Below are 26017 nucleotides of genomic sequence, written 5' to 3'. Positions count from 1 at the left end.
ACGACGTGCCCACCCCTCGTCACCGGCCGTCGAGCAGGTCGCTGAAGTCGGCTTCGTTGCGCTCGGCCTGTCGCACGTAGAACCAGCCGAGCGTGATGATCTCGCAGAAGGCGACGACGGTGAGCAGGATCCATGGCAGCGGCACGCCGAGCACCGAGAACCGGCCCACCTCCGGGACGACGGAGAAGAGCAGCGGCAGCAGGCCCAGGGTCGTGCCGAGCACCAGCAGGACGGTGAGCGCGAGCCGCAGCTGGCTGCGCATCAGCGAGGTGATGTAGACCTCGCCGAGCCGGGTCTGCTCGTCGATCTCCGAGGCGATCGAGACGGTGCGCGTGCGGGCGGCGGACGCCCGCGGGCTGGTGACGCGCACCCGTGCCCGCGTCCGCGGTTCCCCTGCCGGACGCGGTTCCCCTGCCGGACGCGGTTCCCCTGCCGTACGCGGTTCCCCTGCCGGACGCGGCTCCCCCGGCGGGCGCTGCCCGTCAGCGGACGGCATACGTCCGGGTGGCGTCAGGTCGCGCTCGGTCACGACGCGCCCCGGCCGAGGGGCTGGGCGCGGCGCACGAGCAGGTCGCGCAGGGCGCGAGTGTGGCGGCGGCTCACCACGAGCTCGTGCCCACCGACGACGACAGTCGTGCGCCCGCCTTCGGTGCGCCATTCGGAGATGTGCCCGAGGGCCACCAGTGAGGAACGGTGGATCCGTACGAACCCTGCCTCGCGCCACTGGTCCGCCAGCGTCGTGAGCGGGACGCGCACGAGGTGGCTCTCGGTCGCCGTGTGCAGCCGCGCGTAGTCGCCCTGCGCCTCGACGAAGAGCACGTCGGAACGCGCGACGAGGCGGCTCACCCCGGCCAGCTCGACGACGATGCTCTCGTCGGCGCTGGTCGGCACCGGCTCCCGGCCGTGGAGCTGGCGCACGACCCGCCGCACGGCCTGGTCGAGCCGTTCGTCGCGGACCGGCTTGAGGACGTAGTCGACGACGTTGAGCTCGAAGGCGTCGACGGCGTGCTGCTCGTGGGCGGTGACGAACACGACCGGCGGCTGGGTCGTGAAGCGTGACAGCACGCGTGCGAGGTCCAGGCCGCTGAGCCCGGGCATCTGGACGTCCAGGAAGATCGCGTCGACCTGCTCCTCGTGGAGCACACGCAGGGCTGCCTCGCCCGAGCCGGCGGGCACGACCTGACCCACGCAGTCGTGGCGCGAGAGCATCCACACGAGGTCGTCGAGCGCCGGGGCCTCGTCGTCGACGGCGAGCACCCGTAGCAGCGGCGCGCCCTCCGCCTGCGCAGCGGTCTCGCTGGTCACACGTGCACCCCCGGCCGGAACTTCGGCAGCCGCACGACGACCTTCGTGCCGGCCCCCGGAGCGGTCTCGACGACGAGGCCGTGGTCGTCCCCGAAAGCGGCCCGGAGCCGCTCGTCGACGTTGGCCAGCCCCACGGAGTCGCTGCCCGGGTCGCCGCCGAGGGCGCGGCGGACCCGCTCGGGGTCCTCTCCTACGCCGTTGTCCTCGATCGTGACGACGCACTCGTGGTCGGCGTCCTGGGCCAGGATGCTGATCTCCCCGTCGCCCGCCCGGCCTTCGAGGCCGTGCCGCACGGCGTTCTCGACGAGCGGCTGTAGGCAGAGGAACGGCACGACGACGGGCAGCACCTCGGGCGCCACGCGCAGGGTGACCGTGAGCCGGTCCCCGAAGCGCGCCTTCTCGATGACGAGATAGGCCTCGATCGAGCGCAGCTCCTCGGCCAGCGTGGTGAACTCGCCATGCCGCCGGAACGAGTAGCGCGTGAACTCCGCGAGGTCGACGAGCAGCTCGCGCGCCCGCTCCGGGTCGGTGCGGGTGAAGGAGGCGATGGCGGTCAGCGAGTTGTAGATGAAGTGCGGGCTGATCTGCGCGCGCAAGGCCCGCACCTCGGCCTCCATGAGGCGGGTGCGCGACGCGTCGAGCTCGGCGAGCTCCAGCTGTCCAGAAACCCAGCGAGCCACCTCGTTCGTCGCCCGCACGAGGCCGGCGGAGGCCCGGCCCGTGAAGACCTGGAGGGTGCCGACCACCTTCTCGTCGACGTCGAGCGGGGCGACGATCGCCTCCCGCACGACGCACGACGGCTCGTCGCACGCGACGTCGGGCCCGTCGAGGACGGTGGTGCGGCCGTGGCCGAGGGTGCCCGCTGAGATGACGGCCGGCTGGCTCGAGTGGTGCGCCTTGCCACCCTCCCAGGCGAGCAGCCCGCTCGTGTCGGTCATCGCGACGGCGGGGGCCCCGAGCAGGGCGCGCAGGTGCTTGAGCGAGCGCTCCGCGGCGGCGGGCGTGAGTCCCATGCGCAGTGGCGGGGACGCGAGCAGCGCCGTGTGCAGGGTGCGGTAGGTCGCGCGGTCGGCCTCCGTGCCGAGGTGACCGCGACGCAGCAGCGCGCCCCACGAGCTCATGCCGCCACCCTATGCGCCCACCCTCTCCCCCACGCCGGGTCGAGGTATTCGAGGGTCACCCGTGACCGCCGAATACGTCGAACGGGAGCGCCTTCGGGGTGACGCGTCAGGCGTCGTCGTCCTTGTCGGCCTCGGTGTCGCCGTCGCGCAGCTGCCAGAGACCGGCGCGACGCTCGGCCTCGAGCTCCTCCTGTGTGGCGGCCCGAGCGGCGTAGCGGTCGCGCTGCGCCTCGCGCTTCTCGTCGCGCGTCGGGCGGGACGCCTCCGACAGGCGCAGGTCGGTGCCGCGCGAACCGAGCAGCTCGGCACCCGCCTGCAGCGTCGGCTCCCAGTCGAAGACGACGGCGTCGTCGGTGGCACCGATGACGACCGTGTCGCCTGCGACGGCGCCGACCTTGAACAGCTCCTCCTCGACGCCGAGGCGGCCGAGGCGGTCGGCGAGGTAGCCGACGGCCTCGTCGTTGCTGAAGTCGGTCTGGCGCACCCACCGGACCGGACGGTCTCCGGTCACGCGGAAGAAGACCCCGTCGGGGCCGTTCTCCTTCGTGACGGTGAAGCCCCGGTCGTCGACCGAACGCGGCCGCAGGACGGCGCGCTTGGGCACGATCTCCCCGACCTCCTTGCGGGCGGCGTCCACGTGGCGGGCCATCGCGAAGGTCAGCTCACGCAGGCCGAGGTGCGCGACGGCCGAGACGACGAAGACCTCGAGGCCGCGCGCCTCCAGGTCGGGCCTGACCATCTCGGCCAGCTCGCGCGCCTCGGGGACGTCGGCCTTGTTGAGGACGACGATGCGGGTGCGCTCGGACAGCGGCCGCCCGCCGAGGTCGGCGTCGGGCACGTAGAGCGAGAGCTCGTTCTCGATGACGTCGAGGTCGCTCATGGGGTCACGACCCGGCTCGAGCGTCGCGCAGTCGATGACGTGGACCAGCACCGAGCAGCGCTCGACGTGGCGCAGGAACTCGAGACCGAGGCCCTTGCCCTCGTGAGCGCCCGGGATGAGACCCGGCACGTCGGCGACGGTGAACCGGCTCGACCCGGCCGTGACGACGCCGAGGTTGGGCACGAGAGTCGTGAACGGGTAGTCGGCGATCTTCGGCCTGGCGGCAGAGAGCACCGACACGAGCGAGGACTTGCCGGCGCTCGGGAAACCGATGAGCGCGACGTCGGCGAGGGACTTCAGCTCGAGGATGACCTCGATCTCCTCACCGGGCTCACCGAGCAGCGCGAAGCCGGGCGCCTTGCGCCGGGCGCTCGCGAGAGCCTTGTTGCCGAGTCCTCCACGCCCGCCGGCGGCGATGACGTGCTCGGTGCCCATGCCGACGAGGTCGACGATGATGTGGCCGGAGCGGTCCTTGACGACCGTGCCCTCCGGCACCGGCAGCACGAGGTCGCCGCCGTCGGCGCCGTTGCGCTCGTCACCGGCACCGGGCGCGCCGTTGCCGGCCTTGCGGTGCGGGTGGCGGTGGTAGTCGAGCAGGGTCGTCGCCGACGGGTCGACGCGGAGGATGACCGACCCACCGCGCCCACCGTTGCCGCCGTCGGGCCCACCGAGCGGCTTGAACTTCTCGCGCTTGACGGAGGCGACGCCGTGCCCGCCCGCGCCGGCGCTGAGATTCAGCACGACGCGGTCGACGAAGGTCACTGCCATGGGAGGTCACTCTTCCAGATGAGGGTGGGCGGACGGCATACGCAGACTGCGAATGCCGTGTGCCCGGGAAAGGCGGAAGGGCGGGCCACGCGGGCCCGCCCTTCCGGAACATCAGTGGTGATCGGGTCGATCAGACCGCGGAGGTCTCCGCGGTGTCGATGGCCTCGATGTTGACCGTCTTGCGGCCACGCTTCGTGCCGAACTTGACCGCGCCGGCCACGAGGGCGAAGAGCGTGTCGTCGCCACCGCGGCCGACACCCTCACCCGGGTGGAAGTGCGTGCCGCGCTGACGGACGAGGATCTCGCCCGCGTTGACCTTCTGGCCGCCGAAACGCTTGACGCCGAGGAACTGTGCGTTCGAGTCGCGACCGTTGCGGGTCGAGGACGCACCCTTCTTGTGTGCCATGTCAGTTACTCCTTGAGAGGTTCTGTGCCGAGCCGGTCAGGCGTCGATCACGCGTTGATCTCGGTGATCTTGACCTGGGTCAGCGGCTGACGGTGGCCCTGACGCTTGCGGTAGCCGGTCTTGTTCTTGTACTTCATGATGACGATCTTGGGGCCCTTGGCGGCCTTGACCACCTCGGCCTTGACCGACACCTTCGACAGCTTGTCGGCGTCGGACGTGACGGTGGTCCCGTCCACGAGGAGCAGCGGCGTGAGCTCAATGGCATCGCCGGGCTGACCCGTCACCTTGTCGACGAGCAGGACATCGCCCACCGACACCTTCTCCTGGCGACCGCCAGCGCGAACAATCGCGTACACAGTGAAACTCACTCTCTCATCAGGGTTGGGAACGCCACTTTCGGCACCGGCCCGTCAACACGGGCCCGGTGGGCGCACCAAGGAAGAAGATTACCGGCTGGGGACGTCCAGCTCCAAACCGAGGTCAGGCGCTGCCGACGCCGGTGTGGTCGCCCGCTGGCTCGCCACCGGGGTGCGTGCTCGCCCGCGGCGGGCCGGCGGGCGCGACGACGCGTCCACGACGGCGACGTCCGCGGGTGGCGGGCTTGACCTCGACGGCCGCCTCGACCGGCGTGGGGCCCTCCGACTCGACGGTCACCTCGACCGCCGGGGCGCTCGCCGCCGATGCGCCCTCGTCGGTGGCCGTGGTGCCGGTGGCGGTAGTGGCGGCGGTCGTGTCGGTGACATCGGACTCGAGCTCGACGTGCGCCCCGCCCTCGGTGCCCTGCGCGCCGTCGCCCGAACCCGCCTCGTACGCGTCGTCGCCGGCCCACGGACCGTCGTCCCGCGGGAACGACTGCTCCGGCTGCTCCGCGTGCTCCGCCCCGTGCGTGTCACCCGGCACGTCCTCGGACGCCGTTTCGGGCGAGGGGTGGACCGAGGCCTGCACCTCGGCGACGGCCTCGGCCGCCGCCTCGCCCGCGGGCTGCCCGGACGCGCTCTTGAGCGCTGCGGCGTGCGCCGCGGCCGCGATCTGGGCCGCCGTCGGGCCGCTGCTCTTGGGCTCGAGCGGGGCCGAGCCCGCAGAGTGCTGGGACTGCTGCGCGGACTGCTGGTTGCCGGCGCCGCCCTGGCTGCCACCGCGGCCGCGGCGACGGCTGCCGCCGCCATCGCCCTGGTTCTGGTTCTGGTCCGGCGGGTTGGCACCGCGGTCGACGGGGTCGGCGTGGATGATGAAGCCGCGCCCGTTGCAGTGGTCACACGTCTCCGAGAAGACCTCGATGAGGCCCGAGCCGACGCGCTTGCGGGTCATCTGGACGAGGCCGAGCGAGGTGACCTCGGCGACCTGGTGCTTGGTGCGGTCGCGGCCGAGGCACTCGAGCAGACGTCGCACGACGAGGTCGCGGTTGCTCTCGAGCACCATGTCGATGAAGTCGATGACGATGATGCCGCCGATGTCGCGCAGCCGGAGCTGGCGGACGATCTCCTCGGCCGCCTCGATGTTGTTCTTGGTGACCGTCTCCTCGAGGTTGCCTCCCGAGCCGACGAACTTGCCGGTGTTGACGTCGACGACGGTCATCGCCTCGGTGCGGTCGATGACGAGCGAGCCACCGGACGGCAGCCAGACCTTGCGGTCCATCGCCTTGGCGAGCTGCTCGTCGACGCGGTGGTGCGTGAAGAGGTCCTCCGTACCGGTCCACTTGGTGACGCGGTCGGCGAGGTCGGGGGCGACGGACGAGATGTACGGGTGGATCTCGTTCCACGCCTGGTCGCCGGCGACGACGAGCTGCTTGAAGTCCTCGTTGAAGACGTCACGGATGACCCGGACGGTGAGGTCGGGCTCGCCGTGGAGCAGCATCGGGGCCTGCCCGCCGGTCACGGACCCGGTGCCGCCGTTCTTCTTCTTGCCCTTGCTCTTGCCGGCCCGCGGTGTCGACGACGCCTCGGCCTTGGCCTGGATGTCCTCCCACGTACGGGTCAGGCGCTCGACGTCGGCGCGCAGCTCCTCCTCGCTCGCCCCCTCCGCAGCCGTGCGGACGATGACACCGGCGGAGTCCGGCACGACCTCACGCAGGATCTTCTTGAGGCGGGCGCGCTCGGTGTCGGGCAGCTTGCGGCTGATGCCGGTCATCGAGGAGTTCGGCACGTAGACGAGGTAGCGGCCCGGCAACGAGATCTGGGACGTCAGGCGGGCACCCTTGTGCCCGATCGGGTCCTTCGTGACCTGCACGAGGACGGTCTGGCCCGAGCTGAGGGCGTTCTCGATGCGCTTGGGCTGGTTGGCCTCGAGGCCGGCTGCATCCCAGTTGACCTCACCGGCGTACAGCACCGCGTTGCGGCCCTTGCCGATGTCGACGAACGCCGCCTCCATCGAGGGCAGGACGTTCTGCACGCGGCCGAGGTAGATGTTGCCCGCCATGGAGACGTTCGTGGCCTGGTCGATGTAGTGCTCGACGAGGACGCCGTCCTCGAGCACGCCCATCTGCGTGCGGCCTTCCTTGTTGCGCACCACCATGACCCGGTCGACGGCCTCGCGGCGGGCGAGGAACTCGGCCTCGGTGATGATCGTTCGCCGACGTCCGGCCTCGCGCCCCTCGCGGCGGCGCTGCTTCTTGGCCTCGAGCCGGGTCGAACCCTTGACCGCGACGGGCTCGTCGCTCTGGCTCCGCGGCTGACGGACGCGGGTCGACACGTTGGGGCTGTCGTCGCCCGAGTCGGCGGACGAACCCGCGCGCCGGCGCCGGCGGCGACGGCGGCTGGTGCCGCCCTCGTCGTCGGAGTCCTGCTCGGCCTCGTCGGTGTCGGCGTCGGACGCCTCGCCCTGGTCGCGGTCCTCGCGGTCCTCGCCCTCCTGGCCGGAATCACCGGTGTCGGTGTCAGGCCCCTGGTCCTGGGCCTCGTCGTCGTCGGAGGCGCGCCCGCGGCGTCCCTTGCCGCCACGGCGGCGGCGCGAGCGGCGCGGTGCGCCCTCCTCCTCCGGCTGCTCGTCCGAGGGGCCGGACTCCTCGTCAGCCTCGGCCGTGGGCTCCTCGTCGGGCTCGGCGATCGGCTGCTCGACCGCCGGAGCGGCGGCGCCTCGACGGCGTCGCGTGGGCGTCGCCTGGCTCGCGTCGGGGGCCTGGAAGAGCACGCTGAAGCTGGGGACGACGGCGGCGGGGCGCTCGTCGAGCTCCTCCTGCTCGTCCAGGGACTGGGGGTCCTCGTCGCCGGTGGTCAGGGAGTCGTCATCGAGGTCGACCATCGCGTCGACGTCGACGAGGGCGGCGGCCGTCGCGAGGTCTGAGCTCTCGTCCGCTTCGGCGGCCGGGGTGACGGCGGCGGACTCGAGAGCGGCGTCGTCCGAGGGCTGCACCTCGGCGACGAGCTCCTCGACCGCCTCGGCGGCCCGGTCGGCCTTGGTGCGCGACCTGCGCTTCGCCGGCGTCGCGGCCGCCTCGGCGGCCTCTGCCTTCTTGCGAGGCGCCCGCTTGCGAGCCGGTCGCTTGGTGGGCTCGTCAGTGGTTTCCGCCTCGGCGGGTGCCGCCTCTGCCGATGCCGACTCGGCCGGCGCGCCCGAGTCGGCGCCGGAGTCGGCGCCGGAGTCGGCGCCGGCGTCGGCAGTCGGCTCGGTGGTGGGCGCGGCGGCCTTCTTGCTCGTGCGGCGCGTCGTGCGGCGGCGCGGCGCGGGCGCCTCGTCGGCGGTCCCCGCGGCGAACAGCGTGGCGTCGTCGGCGCCGGTGGTGGTGTCGGAGGTGGTGTCGTTGGTTGCCATCAGGCAGCCTCCCGTCAGGTGCGGTGTGACCCACACGCGGCCGGGGCCGTCAACACCGCACGAGTGCGGTTGCAGTCGTCGCGCCGCGTGTGCGACGGGACGGAAGTCGTCTCGCTACATCCGAAAACGGTTCGCGCTGGGCGCGGCCCCGTGATCGAATGCCGTCGACCTTCTTGTCGGCAACCGCTTCGCCGTCGTGACCTGGCAGGTCACTCCAACGGGTCGGTCACCCTCACGGTTGCGGTGTCGAGCGGTCCCTGCGCCAGACGCGTCACCAGAGGTGAACGCGGAGGCTGCAGGTCGGCGATCTCACGCAGCGCGGTCAGAATGTCGTCGGGGCGTACAGCAGGTGTGGTGTGCCGTACGACCATGCGCAGTATCGCACAGTCGGGCCCCACCACGTGAGTCGCCACGGTGTCGGCGAGCGCGTCTGAGGGGTTCAGCACGCGTGCCGACACGATGGAGCCACGCACGTCGAAGGTGCGAGGACCCGACTTCGTCATGCGTGTCACCTCGGCCGTGTCGCGCGCCATCAGGGCCTCCACGGCCGCCCGCAACACCTCGAGGGGCAGGCCCTGGAACTCGAGGACCCAGTCGCTCGCCTCGAGCCGGTCCGCGAGCGCGCCGGGCGCCGCCTCGACGACCTGGAGGATGTCGATCCCCTCGGGCAGGGCCTCGTCCAGAGCCACCCGGACCGACTCCGGCTCGACGCGCTGGGTCACCGAGATCTCGACGTACTCGGCCTCGCTCGCCGTGCCCGTGGCGGCGGCGTTCGCGTAGCTGATCTTCGGGTGCGGGTGGAAGCCCGCCGAGAACGCCATCGGCACGTCGGCACGGCGCAGTGCGCGCTCGAGGGCCCGCTGGAAGTCCCGGCTGGAGGTGAAGCGGAGCCGTCCCCGCTTCGTGTAGCGGATCCGGAGCTTCTGGACCGCGGGGTCCGGCGCCGGACCTTCGGGGACGCGCTGACGTGCCTGACGAGCCATGCCCGGAAGGCTACCGGCGTGCCGGTGCGGCCCCGTACCGTCAGGCGTCGGAGGAGAAGCCGCGTCGCTCGTCCGCCCTGCGCCGGCGCTCGGCCACGTCCGCCTCGTCGAGGCGGTTGGCCTCGGCCAGGGTCGGGGCCGTGCCGCCCATGCTCGCGGGGAGATACTTCAGGTCCGGACCGGTCAGGGGTTCGTACGCGGCACGCGCGATCTGCAGCAGGTCGGCCATCACCGCCTTGTACTGGTCGGTGACGGCCTCTGGGTCCGCGTCCGCGGCAACGGGGATCGGCTCTGCGACGCCGATGATGATCGGCACGCTCGTCCGCCCCAGGCGCTTGGGGTGGCCCTTGGTCCAGACCCGCTGTGACCCCCAGATGACGACGGGCAGGATCGGCACTGCGGCCTCGGCGGCCATCCGCGCCGCCCCGGTCTTGAACTCCTTGAGCTCGAACGACCGCGAGATGGTCGCCTCCGGGAAGACGCCCACGATCTCGCCCGCCCTGAGCGCCTGGACCGCCTCCGCGTACGACGCGGAGCCCGCGGTCCGGTCGACGGGGATGTGCTTCATGCCGCGCATCAGCGGTCCGCTGACGGGGTGCGTGAAGACGCCGTCCTTGGCCATGAACCGGACGAGGCGGCCGGACTTCTGCGCCGCGAGGCCCGCGTAGGCGAAGTCGAAGTACCCCGTGTGGTTCACCGTCATCACCGCTCCGCCGGTGCGCGGGATGTTGTCCTCACCGAGGATGGTGAACTTCAGGCCTTGCATCGCGAACAGCCCGCGGGCAAAGCCGATGACGGACGAGTAGACGGGCTCCATAGGGGACACTCTGCCCTGCGCCGCCACGCTTCGGCAGGCCGACGGGGCATCGGACGAGTCACACGAACGACGAGGCACACGAACAGGGGACCACCGTGACCACCAGCATCGGCCATGCCGCCGCGCCTGCTCTCGTGGACCGCGACACCTTGGTCGGGGCATCGGTCCTCGGGCTCCTTCCGGTGGTGCTCGCGGGTCTCGTCGTCCTCGTCAAGTGGTGGCGCGGGCGCGACGAGATGTTCGACGCGGTGACCCCCGGCCTGCTGCCCGACGACCCCGCGAGGGCACCGCGCCACCGCGTCAGGGGCGGTGAGTGGTCGGGCACCGTGGCTCCCGCGTTCGCTCCCCCGCGTGACGTGCGCCCGGGCGTCGTGGGCACGGTCGTCGACGGCGTCGCCCATGCCCACGACGTGAGTGCGACGCTGCTCGACCTCGCGGTGCGCGGCTGGTTCCGCATCGTCCAGGTGTCGGAGGACTCCGACCGCGACTGGGAGCTGCGCCGCACGGCCCCGCCTCCGGCGGAGTCACCGACGTCCTTCGAGCGGCTCCTGCTCGACCGGCTCTTCGAGGGTCGCGACAGGGTGCGCCTGTCGACCCTCGAGGGCTCGTTCGCGATGACGATGCGAGAGGTTCAGATCGGTCTCTACCGCGAAGTCGTCGACCGCGGGTGGTACGCCCGGCACCCGCGGGCCCGCAACGGCCGCACCCGCGCGATCGGCCTGCTCTTGTTGGTGCCCCTGACGGTCGTCGCCGCGGTGGTCGTCGTGGCCGGACTCGTCGACGCGCACGACTGGTCGCTGACGCCCGTCCTCGTCGGTCTCGTCACCGCGCTCGTCGTGCTCGCCCGCTGGGGCGGAGCTCGCACGCCCCGCACGGCCGAGGGTACGGCGCTGCGTATCCAGGCCCTCGGCTTCCGTGAGTACCTCGCGACGGCCGAGGCCGACCGCCTGCGCTTCGAGGAGAAGCGGGCCCTGCTCAGCAGCTACCTGCCGTATGCCGTGGCGTTCGGGTTGACGGCGCACTTCGCCGCGCTGCTGCGCGACCTCGCGAACGACAGCCACTGGACCGACTACGTCGACGGGCTCGACTGGTACGACTTCGGGGGCTGGGGCAGCGACGGTGGCGACCTCTCGCTCGGCGACGCCCTCGTCGACATCGGGGACACGACGACCGGTCTCGACGACGTCGGTGACGTGTTCGACGGCGTGGACGGCTTCACCGACGCGACCGACTCGCTCTTCTCGTTCGAGGGGCTGTCGGGCTGCGGAACGGGCTTCGACGGCTGCGACCTGCCCGGCTGCGACTTCTGAGCCGACGCGCGGCACCGGCCACACGGCATACGCCGGCGGCTCGGGTCGCACGGTGAAAGGCGGTCGAGGGCACACCCGCAGCCATGGAAGGATTGTCGGCATGACTGACGCACCTGCACGCACCACCTCGCGGATCCCCGAGCGCCCGACGCTCGAAGGCCTCGAGGAGAAGTGGATGCAGGTATGGAAGGACGAGCGCACCTACGCGTTCGACCGTGAGAAGGCGCTGTCGCTGCCACGCGAGCAGGTCTTCGCGATCGACACGCCGCCGCCCACGGCCAGCGGGTCGCTCCACGTCGGCCACGTGTTCTCCTACACGCACACGGACTGCATGGCCCGCTACAAGCGCATGCAGGGCTTCGAGGTCTTCTACCCGATCGGGTGGGACGACAACGGCCTGCCGACCGAGCGTCGCGTGCAGAACTACTACGGCGTGCGCGGCGACGCGACGCTCCCCTACGTCGAGGGCTACGAGCCGCCCTTCACCGAGGGTGTCGACGCCAACGGCAAGGCCATCAAGGCCGCCGACCAGCAGCCGATCAGCCGCAAGAACTTCATCGAGCTGTGCGACGTGCTCACGGTCAAGGACGAGGTGACCTTCGAGTCCCTCTTCCGCCGCCTGGGGTTCTCGCTGGACTGGAACATCTCCTACCGCACCATCGACGAGCGCTCGCGCGCCGTCGCGCAGCAGGCGTTCCTGCGCAACCTCGAGCGCGGCGAGGCCTACCAGAGCGAGGCGCCGGGGCTCTGGGACGTGACGTTCCAGACCGCCGTCGCGCAGGCCGAGCTCGAGGCGCGTGACTATCCCGGCGCGTACCACCGGGTCGCGTTCCACCGCCCCGACGGCACCCCGCTGTACATCGAGACCACGCGCCCCGAGCTCATCCCGTCGGTCGTCGCGCTCATCGCGCACCCGGACGACGAGCGCTACCAGCCGCTCTTCGGCACGACCGTCACGTCGCCGCTCTTCGGGGTCGAGGTGCCGGTGGTCGCCCACCGCGCCGCCGAGATGGACAAGGGCGCCGGCATCGCCATGTGCTGCACGTTCGGTGACCTCACCGATGTCATGTGGTGGCGCGAGCTGCAGCTGCCGATGCGCTCGCTCATCACCCGCAACGGGCGACTCCAGGCCGAGACGCCGGAGTGGGTCGCCGGTGGCCCCGGCGAGGCGCTGTACGCCGAGTCGCTCGCGACGAAGACGACCTTCAGCGCGCGCGAGGCCGTCGTTGCGGCCCTGCGCGAGTCAGGCGACCTCGACGGCGAGCCGCAGAAGACCCAGCGGAAGGCGAACTTCTACGAGAAGGGCGACAAGCCGCTCGAGATCGTGACGTCGCGCCAGTGGTACATCCGCAACGGTGGGCGCGACGCCGACCTGCGCTCCGCGTTCGTGGCTCGTGGCGCCGAGATCGACTTCCACCCGGCATTCATGCGCTCGCGCTACACGAACTGGGTCGACGGCCTCAACGGTGACTGGCTCATCTCGCGGCAGCGCTTCTTCGGCGTGCCGTTCCCGGTCTGGTACCCCGTGGACGCCAACGGTGAGGTCGACCACGACCACCCGCTGACGCCGCCGGTCTCGGCCCTGCCGGTCGACCCGCAGATCGACGTGCCCGAGGGCTACGACGAGTCGCAGCGCGGCCAGGCGGGCGGCTTCGTCGCCGACCCGGACATCATGGACACGTGGGCGACGTCGTCGCTCTCCCCGCAGATCGCGGCCGGGTGGCAGGTCGGCGAGGGCGACGGGCTGCGCAACGACCCGGAGCTCTTCGAGGCCATCTTCCCGATGGACCTGCGCCCGCAGGCGCACGACATCATCCGCACGTGGCTCTTCGCGACGGTGGTGCGGGCGCACTACGAGCACGGCTCGGTGCCGTGGTCCAACGCCGCGATCAGCGGCTGGATCCTCGACCCGGACCGCAAGAAGATGAGCAAGTCCAAGGGCAACGCCGAGACGCCCGAGGACGTCGTCAAGGCCAACGGCGCCGACGCCGTGCGCTACTGGGCCGCCTCCGGGCGGCTCGGTACCGATGCGGCCTACGACACGGGCCAGATGAAGGTCGGCCGGCGCCTCGCCATCAAGGTGCTCAACGCGAGCAAGTTCGCGCTCGGCTTCGGCGACGTCGACGGCGATCTGCACGCGGCGGTGACGCACCCGCTCGACCTCGCCATGCTCGCGACGCTCGGCGACGTCGTCGACAAGGCCACCGCCGGCTTCGAGGCGTGGGACTACACCCGCTCGCTCGAGGTCACGGAGACGTTCTTCTGGACGTTCTGTGACGACTACCTCGAGCTCGTCAAGGACCGCGCGTACGGCGGTCAGGGCGACGATGCCGCTGCGAGCGCGCGCGCCGCGCTTCGCCTCGCGCTCGAGACGCTGCTGCGCCTGCTCGCGCCGTTCATCCCGTACGCGACCGAGGAGGTGTGGTCGTGGTTCGGGGACGGCTCGGTGCACCGCCGGCCCTGGCCCACGCGCGACGAGCTCCCCGCCGGTGGCGACGCCGCGGTGCTCACGTCGGTGAGCACGGCGCTGGCCGGCGTGCGCAAGGTCAAGTCCGAGGCCAAGGTCGGCATGCGCGCCGAGGTCCGCACGATGACGCTCGTCGCCCCGGCCGCGTCCGTCGAGCACGTGCGCGCCGCCGAGGCCGACCTGCGCGCAAGCGGTCGCATCAGCGAGCTGACGTACGCCGAAGGTGCAGCCGTCGAGATCCGCGACGCCGAGCTCGTCCCCGTCGAGAAGCAGCCCGCCAAGGCCTGAGCCGCACTGAGCACGTTGCGGCACGTTGCCGTCCCGACCTATCGGGACGGCAACGATCGGCGCGCATCCCGGTCCCCGGCCGCGCCGGAGGCATAGGGTCACGCACATGTCGAGACGGGGGGTGCAGGTCACCGTTGCGGGCGCGGCCGTCGTCATGGCGGCACTCGTCGTGGCGGCGTTGGGCCGGCCCGTGCCGCTGCTCTCGCGGCCCGTCGACGACCGCACCGTCACCCTCCTCGAGACCGTGACGACCGACCTCCCGACACCACCGACCGCCACCACCGCGACGAGCGCCGCCGCACTGCCGTTCGAACCCTCACCGCTTCTCGTCGCATTCGTGCAGATCGTCGTCGTGCTGACCGCCGTCGTCGTCCTCGTCGTCATCGCGCAGCTGCTCCGGTCGCTGCTGCGGCGCCGGCCGCACCTCGCCCAGCACGAGGAGCCCGACTTCGCCATCCCGCTCGTGCCCTCCGAGCTGCTCGAGGCGGCCCGCGACCGGCTCCGCGACCTCGAGACGGGCGAGCCGCGCAACGCGATCGTCGCCGCCTGGCTCGGCCTCGAGACCTCGGCTGCCGCCACCGGGCTGCCCCGGCTGCGGGCCGAGACCTCGACCGAGTACACCGAACGCGTCATCAGTGTGTGGCCCGTCGACTCGCAGCGGCTCGGCGACCTCGCGGCCCTCTACCGTGAGGCGCGCTTCTCGGTGCACGAGCTGGGCGAGGAGCACCGGCGGCGTGCGATCGCCGACCTCCGGATACTCGTCGACGACCTGGACCGCGTGTCGGCGGAGCAGTCCGGTCAGACCGAGGCACCGACCGCCGCGTCCCGGCCCCGCAGGCAGGAGGAGGCGTGAGCACCGAGCCGGACGGCATCCCTCCTCGGACGCGCCAAGTGGCCCGGGAACGAGGAGCGGCCGCGACGGGACGCCCGCTGCCTCGCGGCGCGGTCCGCCGCGAGCCGACCCGGATCGACGCACTCAGGCGCGCGTTCCTGCCGTGGCGTCGACGCGTGGTGGGCCTCGCGCTCACGTGGGCAGGGGCGTCCCTGTTCATGGCTGCCCTGGGGCTCGCCCCCGACGTGCCCGTCATCCTCGCGATCCTGGTCGCCGGCGCGCTGCTGCTGTGGCACGTCATCGACCACACGGCGCCGCAGCACCTCACCACGTGGCCCCTCGTCGACGGAGACATCGGCGCGCAGGGGCGCGGCAACGACTTCCGCGTCACGAACCTGGCCGGACGCCTCGAGGCGGCCAACCTCCGCGGCGAGGGGCGCGAGAGCGTCGTGCACGACCTCCACGTGCAGCTGCAGGTCCTCATCCGCGAACGGCTCCACTCGAGACACGGCATCATCGCCGAGGAGGAGCCGAGATGGGCCCAGGGCGTCACGCCGCCAGAGCTGTGGGACCTGCTCGTCGGCCTACCGCCGCCAGACCTCTACCGCCCGCAGCGACTCGACCCCATCCTCCGACGAATCGAGCAGTGGTAACGCCATGACCCAGATGAACCTGGCCCGCGTCGGCGAGCTGAGCGGCGCCGTCCTCGACGAGGTCGACCGTGCGGTCGTCGGCAAGCGCGAGGCCCTGCGCCTCGTCCTGTCCGGCATCCTCGCCGGCGGGCACGTGCTCATGGAGGACTTCCCGGGCCTGGGCAAGACGCTCGCGGCGCGCAGCTTCGCGCAGACCCTCGGGCTCGAGTTCAAGCGGGCCCAGTTCACGCCCGACCTGCTGCCCGGCGACATCACCGGCTCCTTCATCTACGACCAGCGGGCCGGCGAGTTCGAGTTCCGCGCCGGGCCCCTCTTCGCCGGGCTGCTGCTCGCCGACGAGATCAACCGCACGCCGCCGAAGACGCAGGCCGCGCTCCTCGAGGCGATGCAGGAGAAGCAGGTGACCGTCGAGGGCCGCACGTTCCAGCTGCCGCGGCCGTTCCACGTCCTCGCGACGGCGAATCCCGTTGAGTACGAAGGCACCTACCCCCTTCCCGAGGCGCAGCTCGACCGGTTTCTCATGCGCATCTCGTTCGGCTACCCCACCCTCGACGATGAGTGGCAGATCCTCTCCAACCGGATGGCGCGGCAGCGCGAGGAACAGGAGCTCGACCCGGTCGTCGACGCCGACCAGCTGCTGGCGATGCAGGCCGCGATCGAGGCGACCGTCGTCGACGAGTCCGTCGGGCGCTACTGCGTCGCGCTGACAGCCGCGACCCGCGCCCACGGCGACGTGCTCATGGGCGCCTCCCCACGCGGCGCGCTCGGGCTGCTGCTGTGCGCCCGGGCGTATGCCGTCGTCGACGGCCGCGACTACGTGACCCCGGAGGACGTCAAGGCCGTCGCGGTGCCCGTCCTCGCCCACCGCATCACGGTGAAGCCCGAGCTGTGGATGAGCAACGCCACCGGCCGCACCATCGTCGAGAGCCTCCTGCGCACCGTCGCGACGCCGTCGGCGCGCGAGCCGCTCGGCACCGACCCGTCGCTGGGCTGACCGACGTGCAGACCTGGCGGCCGCACGGCACGGCCACCCGCCACCTCGGCGGGTGGGCGCCGACCGCCGCGCATCAGCGCGCCATCCTCCTCGCCGCCGGCGGGGCGGTCGTCGCCGTGGTCGGCCGCCGCGCCGACCTGCTGGTCATCGTCGCCCCCCTCGTCGCGGCCGCCCTCTGGGGACACCTGGCACGACCCCGGTCCGAGGTCACCGGGACCGCCCGGCTGGGCGAGACCACCGTGCGCGAGGGGGCGGTCACCGGCCTGCACGTGCGCATCCAGCCGGCCCTGCCCGACGTCCACGGGCTCGTCACGGTGGCCAAGGCGCCGTGGATCGAGCGCAAGCCATCGAGCGGCATCGCCGAGCTCGAGGACGGGGCCGCCTCGATCGGTCTGCGGTCCACCCGCTGGGGGCGGCGCCGCATCGGCACGGTGAGCATCGCCCTGGTCAGCACGTGGGGCGCCTTCCGCGTCGGCCCGGTCGACCTCCCCGATCTGGACTCTGCGACCCTCCCTCTTCCCGCAGCGTTCGACGCGAGTGCTCCCACGCCGCACCCACGCGGCATCGTCGGCCTCAACCGGTCCAACCGGCCGGGGTCAGGGTCGGAGTTCCACACGATCCGGCAGTTCCACCCCGGTGACCGACTCCGCCGCATCCACTGGCCGACCTCGATGCGCACGGGCGCGCTGCACGTGACGTCGACCTTCACCGACGAGGACGCCCACGTGTTCCTCCTCGTCGACTGCTTCAGCGACCTCGGCCCCCGCGAGGGCATCGACGGACGCCCGACGAGCCTCGACGTCACCGTGCGCGCGGCCGGTGCGATCAGCGAGCACTTCCTCCGGAGCAACGACCGCCTGACGCTGCGCACGGTCGGGGCCGCGTCCGTCCCGACGCTGGGGGTCGGCTCTGGCACCAACCACCTGCGCCGGGTCCTCGACACCCTTGCCGCCATCTCGCCGGCCACCGAGCGGCGCGACACCGGCGAGCACGCGGTCCGCGGCGTCGATCCCATGGCCCTGTGCCTCGTGCTGTCGCCGCTCATCGAGCCGACGATGGTGACGCTCGCGCACCGGCTCTCAGCGCGCGGCATGACGGTCGTCGTCGTCGACACGTTCCCCGACCACCTCGTCGACGACCCGACGAACGTCTACCAGGCGCTCGCGTGGCGCGTCCGGCTCCTGTCCCGCGACGCCGAGGTCCACAGCCTCCGACTTCGTGGGGTCCCCGTGGTCCCGTGGCGCGGCCCCGGGTCGCTCGACCAGGTGCTGCGCGACATCGCCCGCCGGGCGTCGGCGCCGCGGATGACGAGACGATGACAGGCGATGACAGGCGATGGCAGGCGGTGACGAGGCGGTGACGATGGGTGACGCGACGCACCTGACCCCTGGTGCGGGTGGGGCGACCGTGCCCGACGGACCCGTGCCACCGGTCACGGTCGTGCCACCGGTGCGCCGGACGGTGCACTTCGGCGCGGGACCGGAGTGGTCCCTGAGCCAGCTCGGAGCCACCGCCGCGGCCGTCGGCGGCGTGGTCGTCTACCTCGCGAGCCTCTCCCGCGCCGGCGGTGGCTTCGACTCCCTGTGGTGGGCGCTCGCGGCGCTGCCCCTCTTCACGATGGCGTGGGCGGGCTCGGCCGCCCCCCTCCTCTACTGGGCGCTGCTGCTCTATGGATGGTTCACCCTGACCCCCGCCGGGAGCTTCTCGTGGTGGTCCCTCCCGGCCGCGGCCGGACTCGCCGTGGGACACGCGGCCGCCGCGCTGTCGGCGTCGTCGCCGCCGGCCGGGTCGTTCACGTCGCGCACGGCGAGCCGCTGGGTGCGGCACACGGCGATCGCATCGGCGGCGGCCGTTCCCGTCGCGGTGCTCGCCGGGCTGCTCGCGGGCCGTTCCCTCGGGATCGTGCCCGTGGCATACGTCGTCGGGCTGGGCGGCGTTGCCGTCGGCCTCTGGCTCGTGCGCACGAGCCCACCGGCGCCCCGCGACTGAGGCACGCTCAGCCCTGCCGGCGCGCACCGTGCTCCTTGCCGGCACGACGACCTCGACGCGACGACGCAGGTGCGAGGTCGGTGTCGCGACGCTCGGCGAGGGTGCGTTTGGCAATTCTGCGACCAGGGCGTACCGTCTGGATGAAACGAAACAGTTTCGTTTCATCCAGACAAGATCGCGGTGAGGGCATGGGCACGGCAGGCGCGCAGGCGAAGGACGTCGTCACGGACGACGCGGGTCACGGCAGCCGCCCTCGCGTCGCGGGTGACCGCGAGGTCGAGATCCTCGAAGCCGCGATCGAGGTGCTGCGTGATGCCGGCTACGACAAGCTGACGTTCGACGCCGTCGCCGCGACGGCGCGCGCCTCCAAGGCGACGCTCTACCGCCGCTGGCCGCACAAGCGCGACCTCGTCATCGACGCCCTCGGCCTGTTCATGAACTGCCCCGCCGAGCAGGACCCGGACACAGGTTCGCTGCGCGGCGACCTGCTCGCCCAAGCCTGCGCCGACGGCGGCCTCGACGACGAGGTCGTCATCGGCACCTGGAGCGCCCTGCTCCCCGTCATCCACCGCGAGGCAGAGCTGGCCAGCGGCATCCACGAGCGGTTCCTGGCCCCCAAGATCGCGGCCTCCCGCTCCATCTTCGAGAACGCCCGAGCACGGGGTGAGATCGGCGCCGACGCCGACCTCGACACCCTCCTCATGATCCTCCCGTCCCTGTCGATCCACGAGGCGCTGCTCTCGGGATCACGACCGGGGCCGGACCGCATCGCCGAGTTCGTGGACACCGTCGTCCTCCCGGCGTGCGCCGCCACGCTCGCACCCCGGCCCAGCAGCCGCTGAGCTGCTGACCGGCGAGGCGAGCGCGCGACCACACCAGCACGTCAACCACGCACGTCAACCACGCACGTCACTGACGCACGTCATCGAGAGGAACACCCATGTCGTCGACCACGGCACTGCAGGTGCACGAGCCCGCGGGCGAGTTCACCTCCCACGACACGCCACCGAAGCGCCTGGGCCTGGCGCTCTTCGTCATCTGCGCCGCCCAGCTCATGATCGTGCTCGACGGCACCATCGTGAACATCGCACTCCCCCACATCGAGGCGGACCTCGGCTTCAGCCAGGCCAACCTCCAGTGGGTCGTCACGATCTACACGCTCGCCTTCGGTGGCGTGCTGCTCCTCGGCGGACGCCTCGGTGACCTCTACGGCCGCCGTCGGATGTTCGTCTGGGGCGTCGCGCTCTTCACGCTCGCGTCGCTCGTGGCCGGCATCGCCCAGAACGAGGCCATGATGCTCGGCGCCCGCGCCCTCCAGGGTCTGGGTGGCGCGCTCGCGGCGCCCAACGCGCTCGCACTCATCACGACGACCTTCCCGGCGGGCAAGGAGCGCAACCGCGCCATGGGCGTCTTCGCCGCGATGTCGGGCGCCGGTGCGGCGATCGGCCTCATCCTCGGTGGTGCGCTGACGGAGCTCGACTGGCGCTGGAACTTCTTCATCAACCTGCCGATCGGTGTCGTCGTCGCCTGGTTCGCGCAGCGCATCCTCACCGAGTCCGAGGACGGCCGCGGCTCGCTCGACGTGCCCGGCGCGGTCACCTCGATCGCCGGTCTCTCCTCGCTCGTCTACGGCCTCACGCATGCGGCCAGCACCTCGTGGAGCGACGCGACGACGGTCACGTACCTCGCGATCGGCGTCGCGCTGCTCGTGGCGTTCGTCGTCGTCGAGATGCGTACGACGCACCCGCTGCTGCCGATGCGCATCCCCGGCGACCGCACCCGCGGCACGTCCTACTTCGTCATGCTCATCGTCGGCGCCGGCATGTTCGCGATGTTCTACTTCCTCGGCATCTACATCCAGAGCATCCTCGGCTACTCGCCGCTGAAGACCGGTCTCGCGTTCCTGCCCTTCTCATTCGGCATCGTCGTGGCGGCGCAGCTCGCGTCGTTCCTCATCGCGCGCACCGACCCGCGCTGGATCTCCGGTGCGGGCGCCGCTTTCGCGACGCTCGGCATGTGGGGCTTCACGCACCTGACGCCCGAGAGCACGTATGCCAGTGGCCTGCTTCCGTGGATCGTCGTCCTCGCCTTCGGCCTGGGCCTGATCTTCGTTCCGCTCACGCTGACCGCCGTCCACGGCGTCGCCCACGAGGACTCCTCGGTGGCCTCTGCGGTGCTAAACACGATGCAGCAGGTCGGTGGCACGCTCGGCCTCGCAACCCTGAGCACGATCTTCGTCAACAACCTCAATGACAAGGTTGCCGAGCTGACCGCGAAGCTGCCACAGGGCGGCCCGGCGCCGACCGAGGAGCAGCTCGCCGCCGCGCAGAAGCTCATCGCCGACGAGGCGTTCGCCTACGGGGCGAGCCGGGCCTACCTCGTCGCCGCGATCATGATCGCGGTCGGCGGCCTCGTCACCCTCGTGGCGCTCAACGTGCGGCACAAGGAGCTGGCCAACGACGGCGCCGAGCCGGTGCACATCGGCTGAGCCCCTTTCGAGGGGTCAGGACGCGCGGCCTGCGCAAGGTCGAGGGGCCACCGTTCGCGACGAAGGGTGGCCTTCCGACTCGTCCGGGCAGCGAAGTGTGGCCTCTCGACGATCAGGACGGGGAGTCGTCCCAGACGACAGCCCAGGGAACGTCCCAGCCGCCGACGGCCAGCCGACGCTCGACGAAGGCCTGCCGCGGCAGGTCGATGACCCGCCCCGACGACGGCTCGTAGACGTCGAGCTCCTGGCCGCCCGTCGGCGGCATGACGAGGACGACGTGTCGCGGCAACCACGCGTTGCCGACGTAGAGCAGCGCGGGACGGCCGTCGCGCACCCGCGCGCGGAGGGCGGCATACGTCCGCTCGAGCCCGCGGCGGCCGCGGTGGCGGAACCACGCGACGTCGTAGTCGGCCTCGGGGTCGGCGGCACCGTACTCGAGCTCGTGCCGCGCACCCCACGGCGGCGTGCCGAGGGCCCGTGGCCATGGCAGCTGCAGGCGGCGGCCCGCGCCGAGGATCGCGTTGGTGCGGGAGGCGACGACCTGTTCGTAGGCCGCGAAGCGCTGCGCCTCGGTGCCGGCGTCGGGCACGTCGCCGTCTCGTGCGTCCTTGCGTGAGCCGTGCCGGATCCACTCCGCGAAGGCCGGGTTGACGAGCATGCGGGCAATCGTCAGCGATGCGGACCCGCACGTGGTGTTCGTCTGCTGCGCCGGCGCGTGGTCACCGGCGCCGAGCCGGAAGGGAGCAGCCACGGGTCACCCTCCGTTCAGGCACGCCGGACGCGAACGACCTTCAGGCTCAAGCGGATTCCTTGCGCTGGCGCTTCGGCCGGGGCTCGGCCTCGCGGCGCACGATCGTCGGGTTGACGTTGTCGAGGACGACCTCGCGGGTCACGACGACGCGGGCGATCTCGTCGTCGCTCGGCACGTCGAACATGACGGGGAGGAGGACCTCCTCCATGATGGCGCGCAGCCCGCGGGCCCCCGTGCCGCGCAGCAGCGCCTGGTCGGCGACGGCCTCGATCGCGTCCTCGGTGAACTCCAGCTCGACGCCGTCGATCTCGAACATCTTCTGGTACTGCTTGACGAGGGCGTTGCGTGGCACCGTGAGGATGTTGACGAGCGCCTGCTGGTCGAGCGGTGCGAGCGTCGTCAGCACGGGCAGGCGACCGATGAACTCGGGGATGAGGCCGAACTTGAGCAGGTCCTCCGGCATGACGTCGGAGAAGCTGTCGGCGAGGTCCTTGGGGTTGTGGAGGGGTTGGCCGAAGCCGAGACCCTTGCGACCCGAGCGCGACTCGATGATCTTCTCGAGCCCGGCGAAGGCGCCGCCGACGATGAAGAGCACGTTGGTCGTGTCGATCTGGATGAACTCCTGGTGCGGGTGCTTGCGTCCGCCCTGCGGGGGGACCGACGCGGTCGTGCCCTCGAGGATCTTGAGCAGCGCCTGCTGCACGCCCTCGCCGGAGACGTCGCGCGTGATCGAGGGGTTCTCGCTCTTGCGGGCGATCTTGTCGACCTCGTCGATGTAGATGATGCCGGTCTCGGCCTTCTTGACGTCGTAGTCGGCGGCCTGGATGAGCTTGAGGAGGATGTTCTCGACGTCCTCGCCGACGTAGCCGGCCTCGGTCAGGGCCGTGGCGTCGGCGATGGCGAACGGGACGTTGAGCATCTTCGCGAGGGTCTGCGCGAGGTACGTCTTGCCCGAGCCGGTCGGACCGATGAGCAGGATGTTGGACTTGGCGATGTCGATGTGCTCGTCGTCGCGCTTGACGCCCTCACCGGCCTGGATGCGCTTGTAGTGGTTGTATACGGCGACGGCGAGCGACTTCTTCGCGACGTCCTGGCCGATGACGTAGTTCTCGAGGAAGTCGAAGATCTCGCGCGGTTTGGGCAGGTGGTCGAGGCCCAGCTCGCTGCTCTCGGCGAGCTCCTCCTCGATGATCTCGTTGCAGAGATCGATGCACTCGTCGCAGATGTACACACCGGGGCCGGCGATGAGCTTCTTGACCTGCTTCTGGCTCTTTCCGCAGAAAGAGCACTTGAGGAGGTCTCCGCCTTCTCCGATGCGTGCCACCGATTCGCTCCTGGTTCGTCGGCCCCGAACGCTGGGGTGCGCCCGGCAGACCCCAACCTAGGGGGCCGACTCCTATTAGACGACGCAGGGGGCCGCCCCCGCTCGCGCAACGCCGTTTGTCCGCTGATGGCGGACAAACGACGCCGGTGTCACTTGAACGGCGTTCCAGTCGGATCCTGCTCTGCCGCCGGGCCGTCCGAGCATGTGCGACCGCGGTGACGACCCACCAGCAGACCGAGGAGGACGGCGAGCCCGACGCCGCCGACGCACAGCACGAGCAGGCCCAACAGGCCCACGAGCACCATCCCCCACGGCGAGGCCCACCAGCCGCCCGAGGGTCCCAGCTCGATCTCGGCACTGCCGGGCACACCATCGCTCGCAACGGGCGGTCCACCGGGCCCGGCCGCATCGACCAGGGCGGCGGCCTCGGCCGATCCGACTGCCGCGAGGTCCTGGCAGCCGCCCGCTCGCAAGCCCTTCCCTTCCACGCCGAGCGCGAAGACGTAGGTGCCTCCGGCGCGGACGTCCTCGTGGGTGTACGTCGTGGCCACGACGTGGGCCGTTCGCGGCGCCCGGCCCTTGTGCACCGACCCGACCTCGATCGTCCACCCGACGTCGTACGGCGCGTAGTTCGGAGCCGGGTCGTCGATCGTCGCGATCCGACCGGTCAGCACGACGTCGGAGTCGGCGACGATCTCAGCAGCGTCGCGGCCCGCGCACGAGGCGTTCGCGGTCGGCGCGCCGGGGACGACCGATGCGACGACGACCGGCCCGAACAGCATCCCGACCACTGCGGCCAACCGAGCCAACCGCCCGGCGCGACCCCTGAGTCCCATGCCCGCAAGGTACGCCGCCCACCCGCCGCGATCGCCCACGACGAACCAGCCGTGGCTCGATCGTTGCGGCCGGATCGATCTTGTGGTTGACCACGGGCTCCGGCAGTCCGGCGAGGACCAGCAGCAGGCGCAACCGGGACTCCATGGCGGAGTCGACCTCGTCCCGGACGAGCAGAGCCGCCCGTCGGGCGAGTCGGGCTCCCGCGCCACGATGGGCGGTCGCCGCCTCGACGAGTGCTCCGGCGTCAGCCGCTTCCGCTTGACGATCGAGTCTCCCAGCACGACCAGGTCCACGAGACCGAGGTGCGCGGCGAGGTCGAGGAATGGCTGGATGGTTGCGGCCGAACCACGCCTGCGGCCGCAACGAGCCAGCCGCGGCCCGATGCCGGCGGGCCGCCAGGTCAGCCGGCGGCGAGGTCGCGGACGATAGCGACGTACTGCTCCTCAGCGGCCTCGGGCGACGTGCCCGACAGCTTGGCCCAGGCGTCGTACTTGGCCCGCCCGACCGGGTTGGTGAAGCCGGGCCGGGAGCCGCTGACGTCACCCTCGGTCGCCTGCTTGTAGAGCCCGTAGAGCCTCAGCTTGACGTCGTTGCCGGGGTCGGTGGTCAGGCCCTTGACCGTCTCGACCGCCTGCGCGAAGTCCGCACTCGCCATGACCGGTTCTCCCATGCTCGATGTCAGGTCTCACCCATCCAAGCAGGTATGCCGCGGGGCCCGGTCCACGGACCGGGCCCCACGGCATGACGTGCGGAGAGCGGGGCTCAGACCTCGAGCGACGCCTTGCGGGAGGCGAGCACCTCGTCGATGAGGCCGTACTCCTTGGAGTCCTCGGCGGACAGGATCTTGTCGCGCTCGATGTCGCTGCGGACCTGATCCGACGTGCGGCCCGTGTGGTGCGCGAGGGTGTCCTCGAGCCACGTCCGCATGCGCAGCACCTCGTTGGCCTGGATCTCGATGTCGGAGGCCTGGCCGTAGTCGCCGCCCGAGAGCGCCGGCTGGTGGATGAGGATGCGGGAGTTCGGCAGGGCGAACCGCTTGCCCGGCGCGCCCGCTCCGAGGAGCACCGCGGCAGCCGACGCGGCCTGGCCGATGACGAACGTCTGGATGTCGGGCCGGACGAACTGCATCGTGTCGTAGATCGCCGTCATGGCGGTGAACGAGCCACCCGGGCTGTTGATGTACATGAGGATGTCGCGGTCCGGGTCCAGCGACTCGAGCACGAGCAGCTGGGCGATGATGTCGTCGGCCGACGCGTCGTCGACCTGCACGCCGAGGAAGATGATGCGGTCCTCGAAGAGCTTGTTGTAGGGGTCGGACCGCTTCATGCCGTACGAGGTGCGCTCCTCGAACTGGGGCAGGATGTAGCGGCTCGACGGCTGGGCGACCGCGAGGCGGTTCGTGGGTTCGATGTTCATGCGTGTTGTCTCCAAGTCCTTGTCGGCCGCAGATCAGCTGTCGGTCTTCGCGTCGGCCTGGCCGACACCGCTGTTGCCCTCGACGGCCTGGTCGGAGCGGCTGAAGACGTGGTCGACGAAGCCGTACTCCTTGGCCTCCTCCGCGCTGAACCAGCGGTCGCGGTCGGAGTCCTTCTCGATCTGGTCGACCGTCTGGCCGGTGTGCTCGGCGATGAGCCGCGCCATCTGCTGCTTGACGTAGAGCATCTGCTCGGCCTGGATCTTGATGTCCGTCGCCGTCCCACCGATGCCGCCGGAAGGCTGGTGCATCATGACGCGCGCGTGCGGCGTGGCGTAGCGCTTGCCCTTCGTGCCTGCCGAGAGCAGGAACTGGCCCATCGAGGCGGCCATGCCCATCGCGACGGTGGCGACGTCGTTGGGTATCCAGTTCATCGTGTCGAAGATCGCCATGCCGGCCGAGATCGAGCCACCCGGGCTGTTGATGTACAGCCAGATGTCCTTCTCAGGATCCTCGGCGGACAGCAGCAGCAGCTGCGCAGCAATGGCGTTCGCGTTGTCGTCGCGCACGTCGGAGCCGAGGAAGATGATCCGCTCCTTGAGCAGGCGGTTGTAGATGTGGTCGTCCAGACCACCCGGCATGC

At 71.3% G+C, this 26017-nt stretch carries 24 protein-coding genes; 9 read left to right on the top strand and 15 right to left on the bottom strand.

Translation table 11 applies throughout. The features are described 5' to 3' along the window. Positions 1-19: 19 nt before the first annotated feature. The 9 genes from H9I49_RS17050 to H9I49_RS17010 all read right to left on the bottom strand — a co-directional run bounded on the left by H9I49_RS17050 (position 20) and on the right by H9I49_RS17010 (position 10027). The gene (locus tag H9I49_RS17050) at positions 20-370 is read right to left on the bottom strand and encodes a hypothetical protein (RefSeq protein WP_188031571.1); all 351 of its coding nucleotides are present in this window, start codon (positions 368-370) and stop codon (positions 20-22) included. A gap of 155 nt (positions 371-525) precedes the next feature. After that, the gene (locus H9I49_RS17045) at positions 526-1305 is read right to left on the bottom strand and encodes a LytTR family DNA-binding domain-containing protein (RefSeq protein ID WP_188031570.1); all 780 of its coding nucleotides are present in this window, start codon (positions 1303-1305) and stop codon (positions 526-528) included. Further along, positions 1302-2426: a sensor histidine kinase gene (locus H9I49_RS17040; RefSeq protein ID WP_188031569.1), complete on the bottom strand. Its 1125-nt coding sequence runs from the start codon at positions 2424-2426 to the stop codon at positions 1302-1304. The genes H9I49_RS17045 and H9I49_RS17040 overlap by 4 nt, the downstream gene beginning before the upstream one ends. Positions 2427-2532: 106 nt before the next feature. Beyond that, a complete protein-coding gene (gene obgE, locus H9I49_RS17035) occupies positions 2533-4074 on the bottom strand; it encodes a GTPase ObgE (RefSeq protein ID WP_188031568.1) in 1542 nt (513 codons plus the stop codon). A 130-nt stretch (positions 4075-4204) separates the two neighbouring features. Further along, complete coding sequence (gene rpmA / locus H9I49_RS17030) at positions 4205-4480, bottom strand: 50S ribosomal protein L27 (protein ID WP_188031567.1); 276 nt, start codon at positions 4478-4480, stop codon at positions 4205-4207. Positions 4481-4527: 47 nt separating this feature from the next. Further along, complete coding sequence (rplU, locus tag H9I49_RS17025) at positions 4528-4836, bottom strand: 50S ribosomal protein L21 (RefSeq protein WP_188031777.1); 309 nt, start codon at positions 4834-4836, stop codon at positions 4528-4530. Between the two features lie 124 nt (positions 4837-4960). Next, on the bottom strand, positions 4961-8227 hold the full coding sequence (locus tag H9I49_RS17020; protein ID WP_188031566.1) for an Rne/Rng family ribonuclease: 3267 nt from the start codon (positions 8225-8227) through the stop codon (positions 4961-4963). Positions 8228-8436: 209 nt separating this feature from the next. Further along, complete coding sequence (locus H9I49_RS17015) at positions 8437-9210, bottom strand: TIGR03936 family radical SAM-associated protein (protein WP_188031565.1); 774 nt, start codon at positions 9208-9210, stop codon at positions 8437-8439. A 40-nt stretch (positions 9211-9250) separates the two neighbouring features. Continuing rightward, positions 9251-10027 (bottom strand): 1-acyl-sn-glycerol-3-phosphate acyltransferase, encoded by a 777-nt coding sequence (locus H9I49_RS17010; protein ID WP_188031564.1) that lies wholly within the window; start codon positions 10025-10027, stop codon positions 9251-9253. Positions 10028-10122: 95 nt separating this feature from the next. Between H9I49_RS17010 and H9I49_RS17005 the strand changes: the two genes are divergently transcribed. From H9I49_RS17005 to H9I49_RS16965, 9 genes are all read left to right on the top strand, one after another. Next, entirely contained in the window at positions 10123-11337 is a 1215-nt protein-coding gene (locus tag H9I49_RS17005; RefSeq protein WP_188031563.1) for a DUF2207 domain-containing protein, read from the top strand. Positions 11338-11437: 100 nt separating this feature from the next. Then, a complete protein-coding gene (gene valS, locus H9I49_RS17000; protein ID WP_188031562.1) occupies positions 11438-14092 on the top strand; it encodes a valine--tRNA ligase in 2655 nt (884 codons plus the stop codon). A gap of 106 nt (positions 14093-14198) precedes the next feature. Next, the gene (locus tag H9I49_RS16995) at positions 14199-14945 is read left to right on the top strand and encodes a DUF4129 domain-containing protein (protein ID WP_188031561.1); all 747 of its coding nucleotides are present in this window, start codon (positions 14199-14201) and stop codon (positions 14943-14945) included. Then, positions 14942-15577, top strand: coding sequence for a hypothetical protein (locus H9I49_RS16990; RefSeq protein WP_188031560.1), 636 nt, complete (start codon positions 14942-14944; stop codon positions 15575-15577). Before H9I49_RS16995 ends, H9I49_RS16990 begins: the two co-directional genes overlap by 4 nt. 4 nt (positions 15578-15581) lie before the next feature. Next, positions 15582-16571 (top strand): MoxR family ATPase, encoded by a 990-nt coding sequence (locus H9I49_RS16985; RefSeq protein ID WP_188031559.1) that lies wholly within the window; start codon positions 15582-15584, stop codon positions 16569-16571. A gap of 5 nt (positions 16572-16576) precedes the next feature. Then, a complete protein-coding gene (locus H9I49_RS24555) occupies positions 16577-17890 on the top strand; it encodes a DUF58 domain-containing protein (RefSeq protein WP_188031558.1) in 1314 nt (437 codons plus the stop codon). Positions 17891-17906: 16 nt separating this feature from the next. Further along, on the top strand, positions 17907-18560 hold the full coding sequence (locus H9I49_RS16975) for a hypothetical protein (protein WP_255524033.1): 654 nt from the start codon (positions 17907-17909) through the stop codon (positions 18558-18560). Between the two features lie 188 nt (positions 18561-18748). Further along, the gene (locus H9I49_RS16970; protein ID WP_188031557.1) at positions 18749-19402 is read left to right on the top strand and encodes a TetR/AcrR family transcriptional regulator; all 654 of its coding nucleotides are present in this window, start codon (positions 18749-18751) and stop codon (positions 19400-19402) included. A gap of 98 nt (positions 19403-19500) precedes the next feature. After that, the gene (locus H9I49_RS16965) at positions 19501-21048 is read left to right on the top strand and encodes an MFS transporter (RefSeq protein WP_188031556.1); all 1548 of its coding nucleotides are present in this window, start codon (positions 19501-19503) and stop codon (positions 21046-21048) included. A 112-nt stretch (positions 21049-21160) separates the two neighbouring features. Here the strand turns inward: H9I49_RS16965 and H9I49_RS16960 are convergent, their stop codons facing one another. From H9I49_RS16960 to H9I49_RS16935, 6 genes are all read right to left on the bottom strand, one after another. After that, positions 21161-21799 carry a hypothetical protein gene (locus H9I49_RS16960; RefSeq protein WP_188031555.1) on the bottom strand — a complete coding sequence of 213 codons (639 nt, stop codon included), beginning with the start codon at positions 21797-21799 and terminating at the stop codon, positions 21161-21163. 46 nt (positions 21800-21845) lie between these two features. Next, positions 21846-23123 carry an ATP-dependent Clp protease ATP-binding subunit ClpX gene (clpX, locus tag H9I49_RS16955; RefSeq protein WP_188031554.1) on the bottom strand — a complete coding sequence of 426 codons (1278 nt, stop codon included), beginning with the start codon at positions 23121-23123 and terminating at the stop codon, positions 21846-21848. Between the two features lie 149 nt (positions 23124-23272). Beyond that, the gene (locus H9I49_RS16950; protein ID WP_188031553.1) at positions 23273-23959 is read right to left on the bottom strand and encodes a hypothetical protein; all 687 of its coding nucleotides are present in this window, start codon (positions 23957-23959) and stop codon (positions 23273-23275) included. A 401-nt stretch (positions 23960-24360) separates the two neighbouring features. After that, entirely contained in the window at positions 24361-24615 is a 255-nt protein-coding gene (locus tag H9I49_RS16945; RefSeq protein ID WP_188031552.1) for an acyl-CoA-binding protein, read from the bottom strand. 107 nt (positions 24616-24722) lie between these two features. Further along, positions 24723-25376, bottom strand: coding sequence for an ATP-dependent Clp protease proteolytic subunit (locus tag H9I49_RS16940; RefSeq protein WP_188031551.1), 654 nt, complete (start codon positions 25374-25376; stop codon positions 24723-24725). 33 nt (positions 25377-25409) lie between these two features. Continuing rightward, a complete protein-coding gene (locus tag H9I49_RS16935) occupies positions 25410-26015 on the bottom strand; it encodes an ATP-dependent Clp protease proteolytic subunit (RefSeq protein WP_188031775.1) in 606 nt (201 codons plus the stop codon). Positions 26016-26017: the final 2 nt, after the last annotated feature.

Origin of the sequence: Terrabacter sp. MAHUQ-38 (assembly GCF_014518425.1) — a bacterium.
Taxonomy (GTDB): Bacteria; Actinomycetota; Actinomycetes; order Actinomycetales; family Dermatophilaceae; genus Terrabacter.
The sequence above is the reverse complement of the archived record's forward strand: the minus strand, read 5'-3'. Positions and strand labels throughout refer to the sequence as shown.

Excerpts from the sequence above, each read along its gene's own strand:
- H9I49_RS17040 (WP_188031569.1), bottom strand. The coding sequence starts at position 2,426 with ATGAGCTCGTGGGGCGCGCTGCTGCGTCGCGGTCACCTCGGCACGGAG.
- obgE (WP_188031568.1), bottom strand. The coding sequence starts at position 4,074 with ATGGCAGTGACCTTCGTCGACCGCGTCGTGCTGAATCTCAGCGCCGGC.
- rpmA (WP_188031567.1), bottom strand. The coding sequence starts at position 4,480 with ATGGCACACAAGAAGGGTGCGTCCTCGACCCGCAACGGTCGCGACTCG.
- H9I49_RS17020 (WP_188031566.1), bottom strand. The coding sequence starts at position 8,227 with ATGGCAACCAACGACACCACCTCCGACACCACCACCGGCGCCGACGAC.
- H9I49_RS17015 (WP_188031565.1), bottom strand. The coding sequence starts at position 9,210 with ATGGCTCGTCAGGCACGTCAGCGCGTCCCCGAAGGTCCGGCGCCGGAC.
- H9I49_RS17010 (WP_188031564.1), bottom strand. The coding sequence starts at position 10,027 with ATGGAGCCCGTCTACTCGTCCGTCATCGGCTTTGCCCGCGGGCTGTTC.
- valS (WP_188031562.1), top strand. The coding sequence starts at position 11,438 with ATGACTGACGCACCTGCACGCACCACCTCGCGGATCCCCGAGCGCCCG.
- H9I49_RS16995 (WP_188031561.1), top strand. The coding sequence starts at position 14,199 with ATGTCGAGACGGGGGGTGCAGGTCACCGTTGCGGGCGCGGCCGTCGTC.
- H9I49_RS16985 (WP_188031559.1), top strand. The coding sequence starts at position 15,582 with ATGACCCAGATGAACCTGGCCCGCGTCGGCGAGCTGAGCGGCGCCGTC.
- H9I49_RS16975 (WP_255524033.1), top strand. The coding sequence starts at position 17,907 with ATGGCAGGCGGTGACGAGGCGGTGACGATGGGTGACGCGACGCACCTG.
- H9I49_RS16970 (WP_188031557.1), top strand. The coding sequence starts at position 18,749 with ATGGGCACGGCAGGCGCGCAGGCGAAGGACGTCGTCACGGACGACGCG.
- H9I49_RS16965 (WP_188031556.1), top strand. The coding sequence starts at position 19,501 with ATGTCGTCGACCACGGCACTGCAGGTGCACGAGCCCGCGGGCGAGTTC.
- H9I49_RS16950 (WP_188031553.1), bottom strand. The coding sequence starts at position 23,959 with ATGGGACTCAGGGGTCGCGCCGGGCGGTTGGCTCGGTTGGCCGCAGTG.
- H9I49_RS16945 (WP_188031552.1), bottom strand. The coding sequence starts at position 24,615 with ATGGCGAGTGCGGACTTCGCGCAGGCGGTCGAGACGGTCAAGGGCCTG.
- H9I49_RS16940 (WP_188031551.1), bottom strand. The coding sequence starts at position 25,376 with ATGAACATCGAACCCACGAACCGCCTCGCGGTCGCCCAGCCGTCGAGC.
- H9I49_RS16935 (WP_188031775.1), bottom strand. The coding sequence starts at position 26,015 with ATGCCGGGTGGTCTGGACGACCACATCTACAACCGCCTGCTCAAGGAG.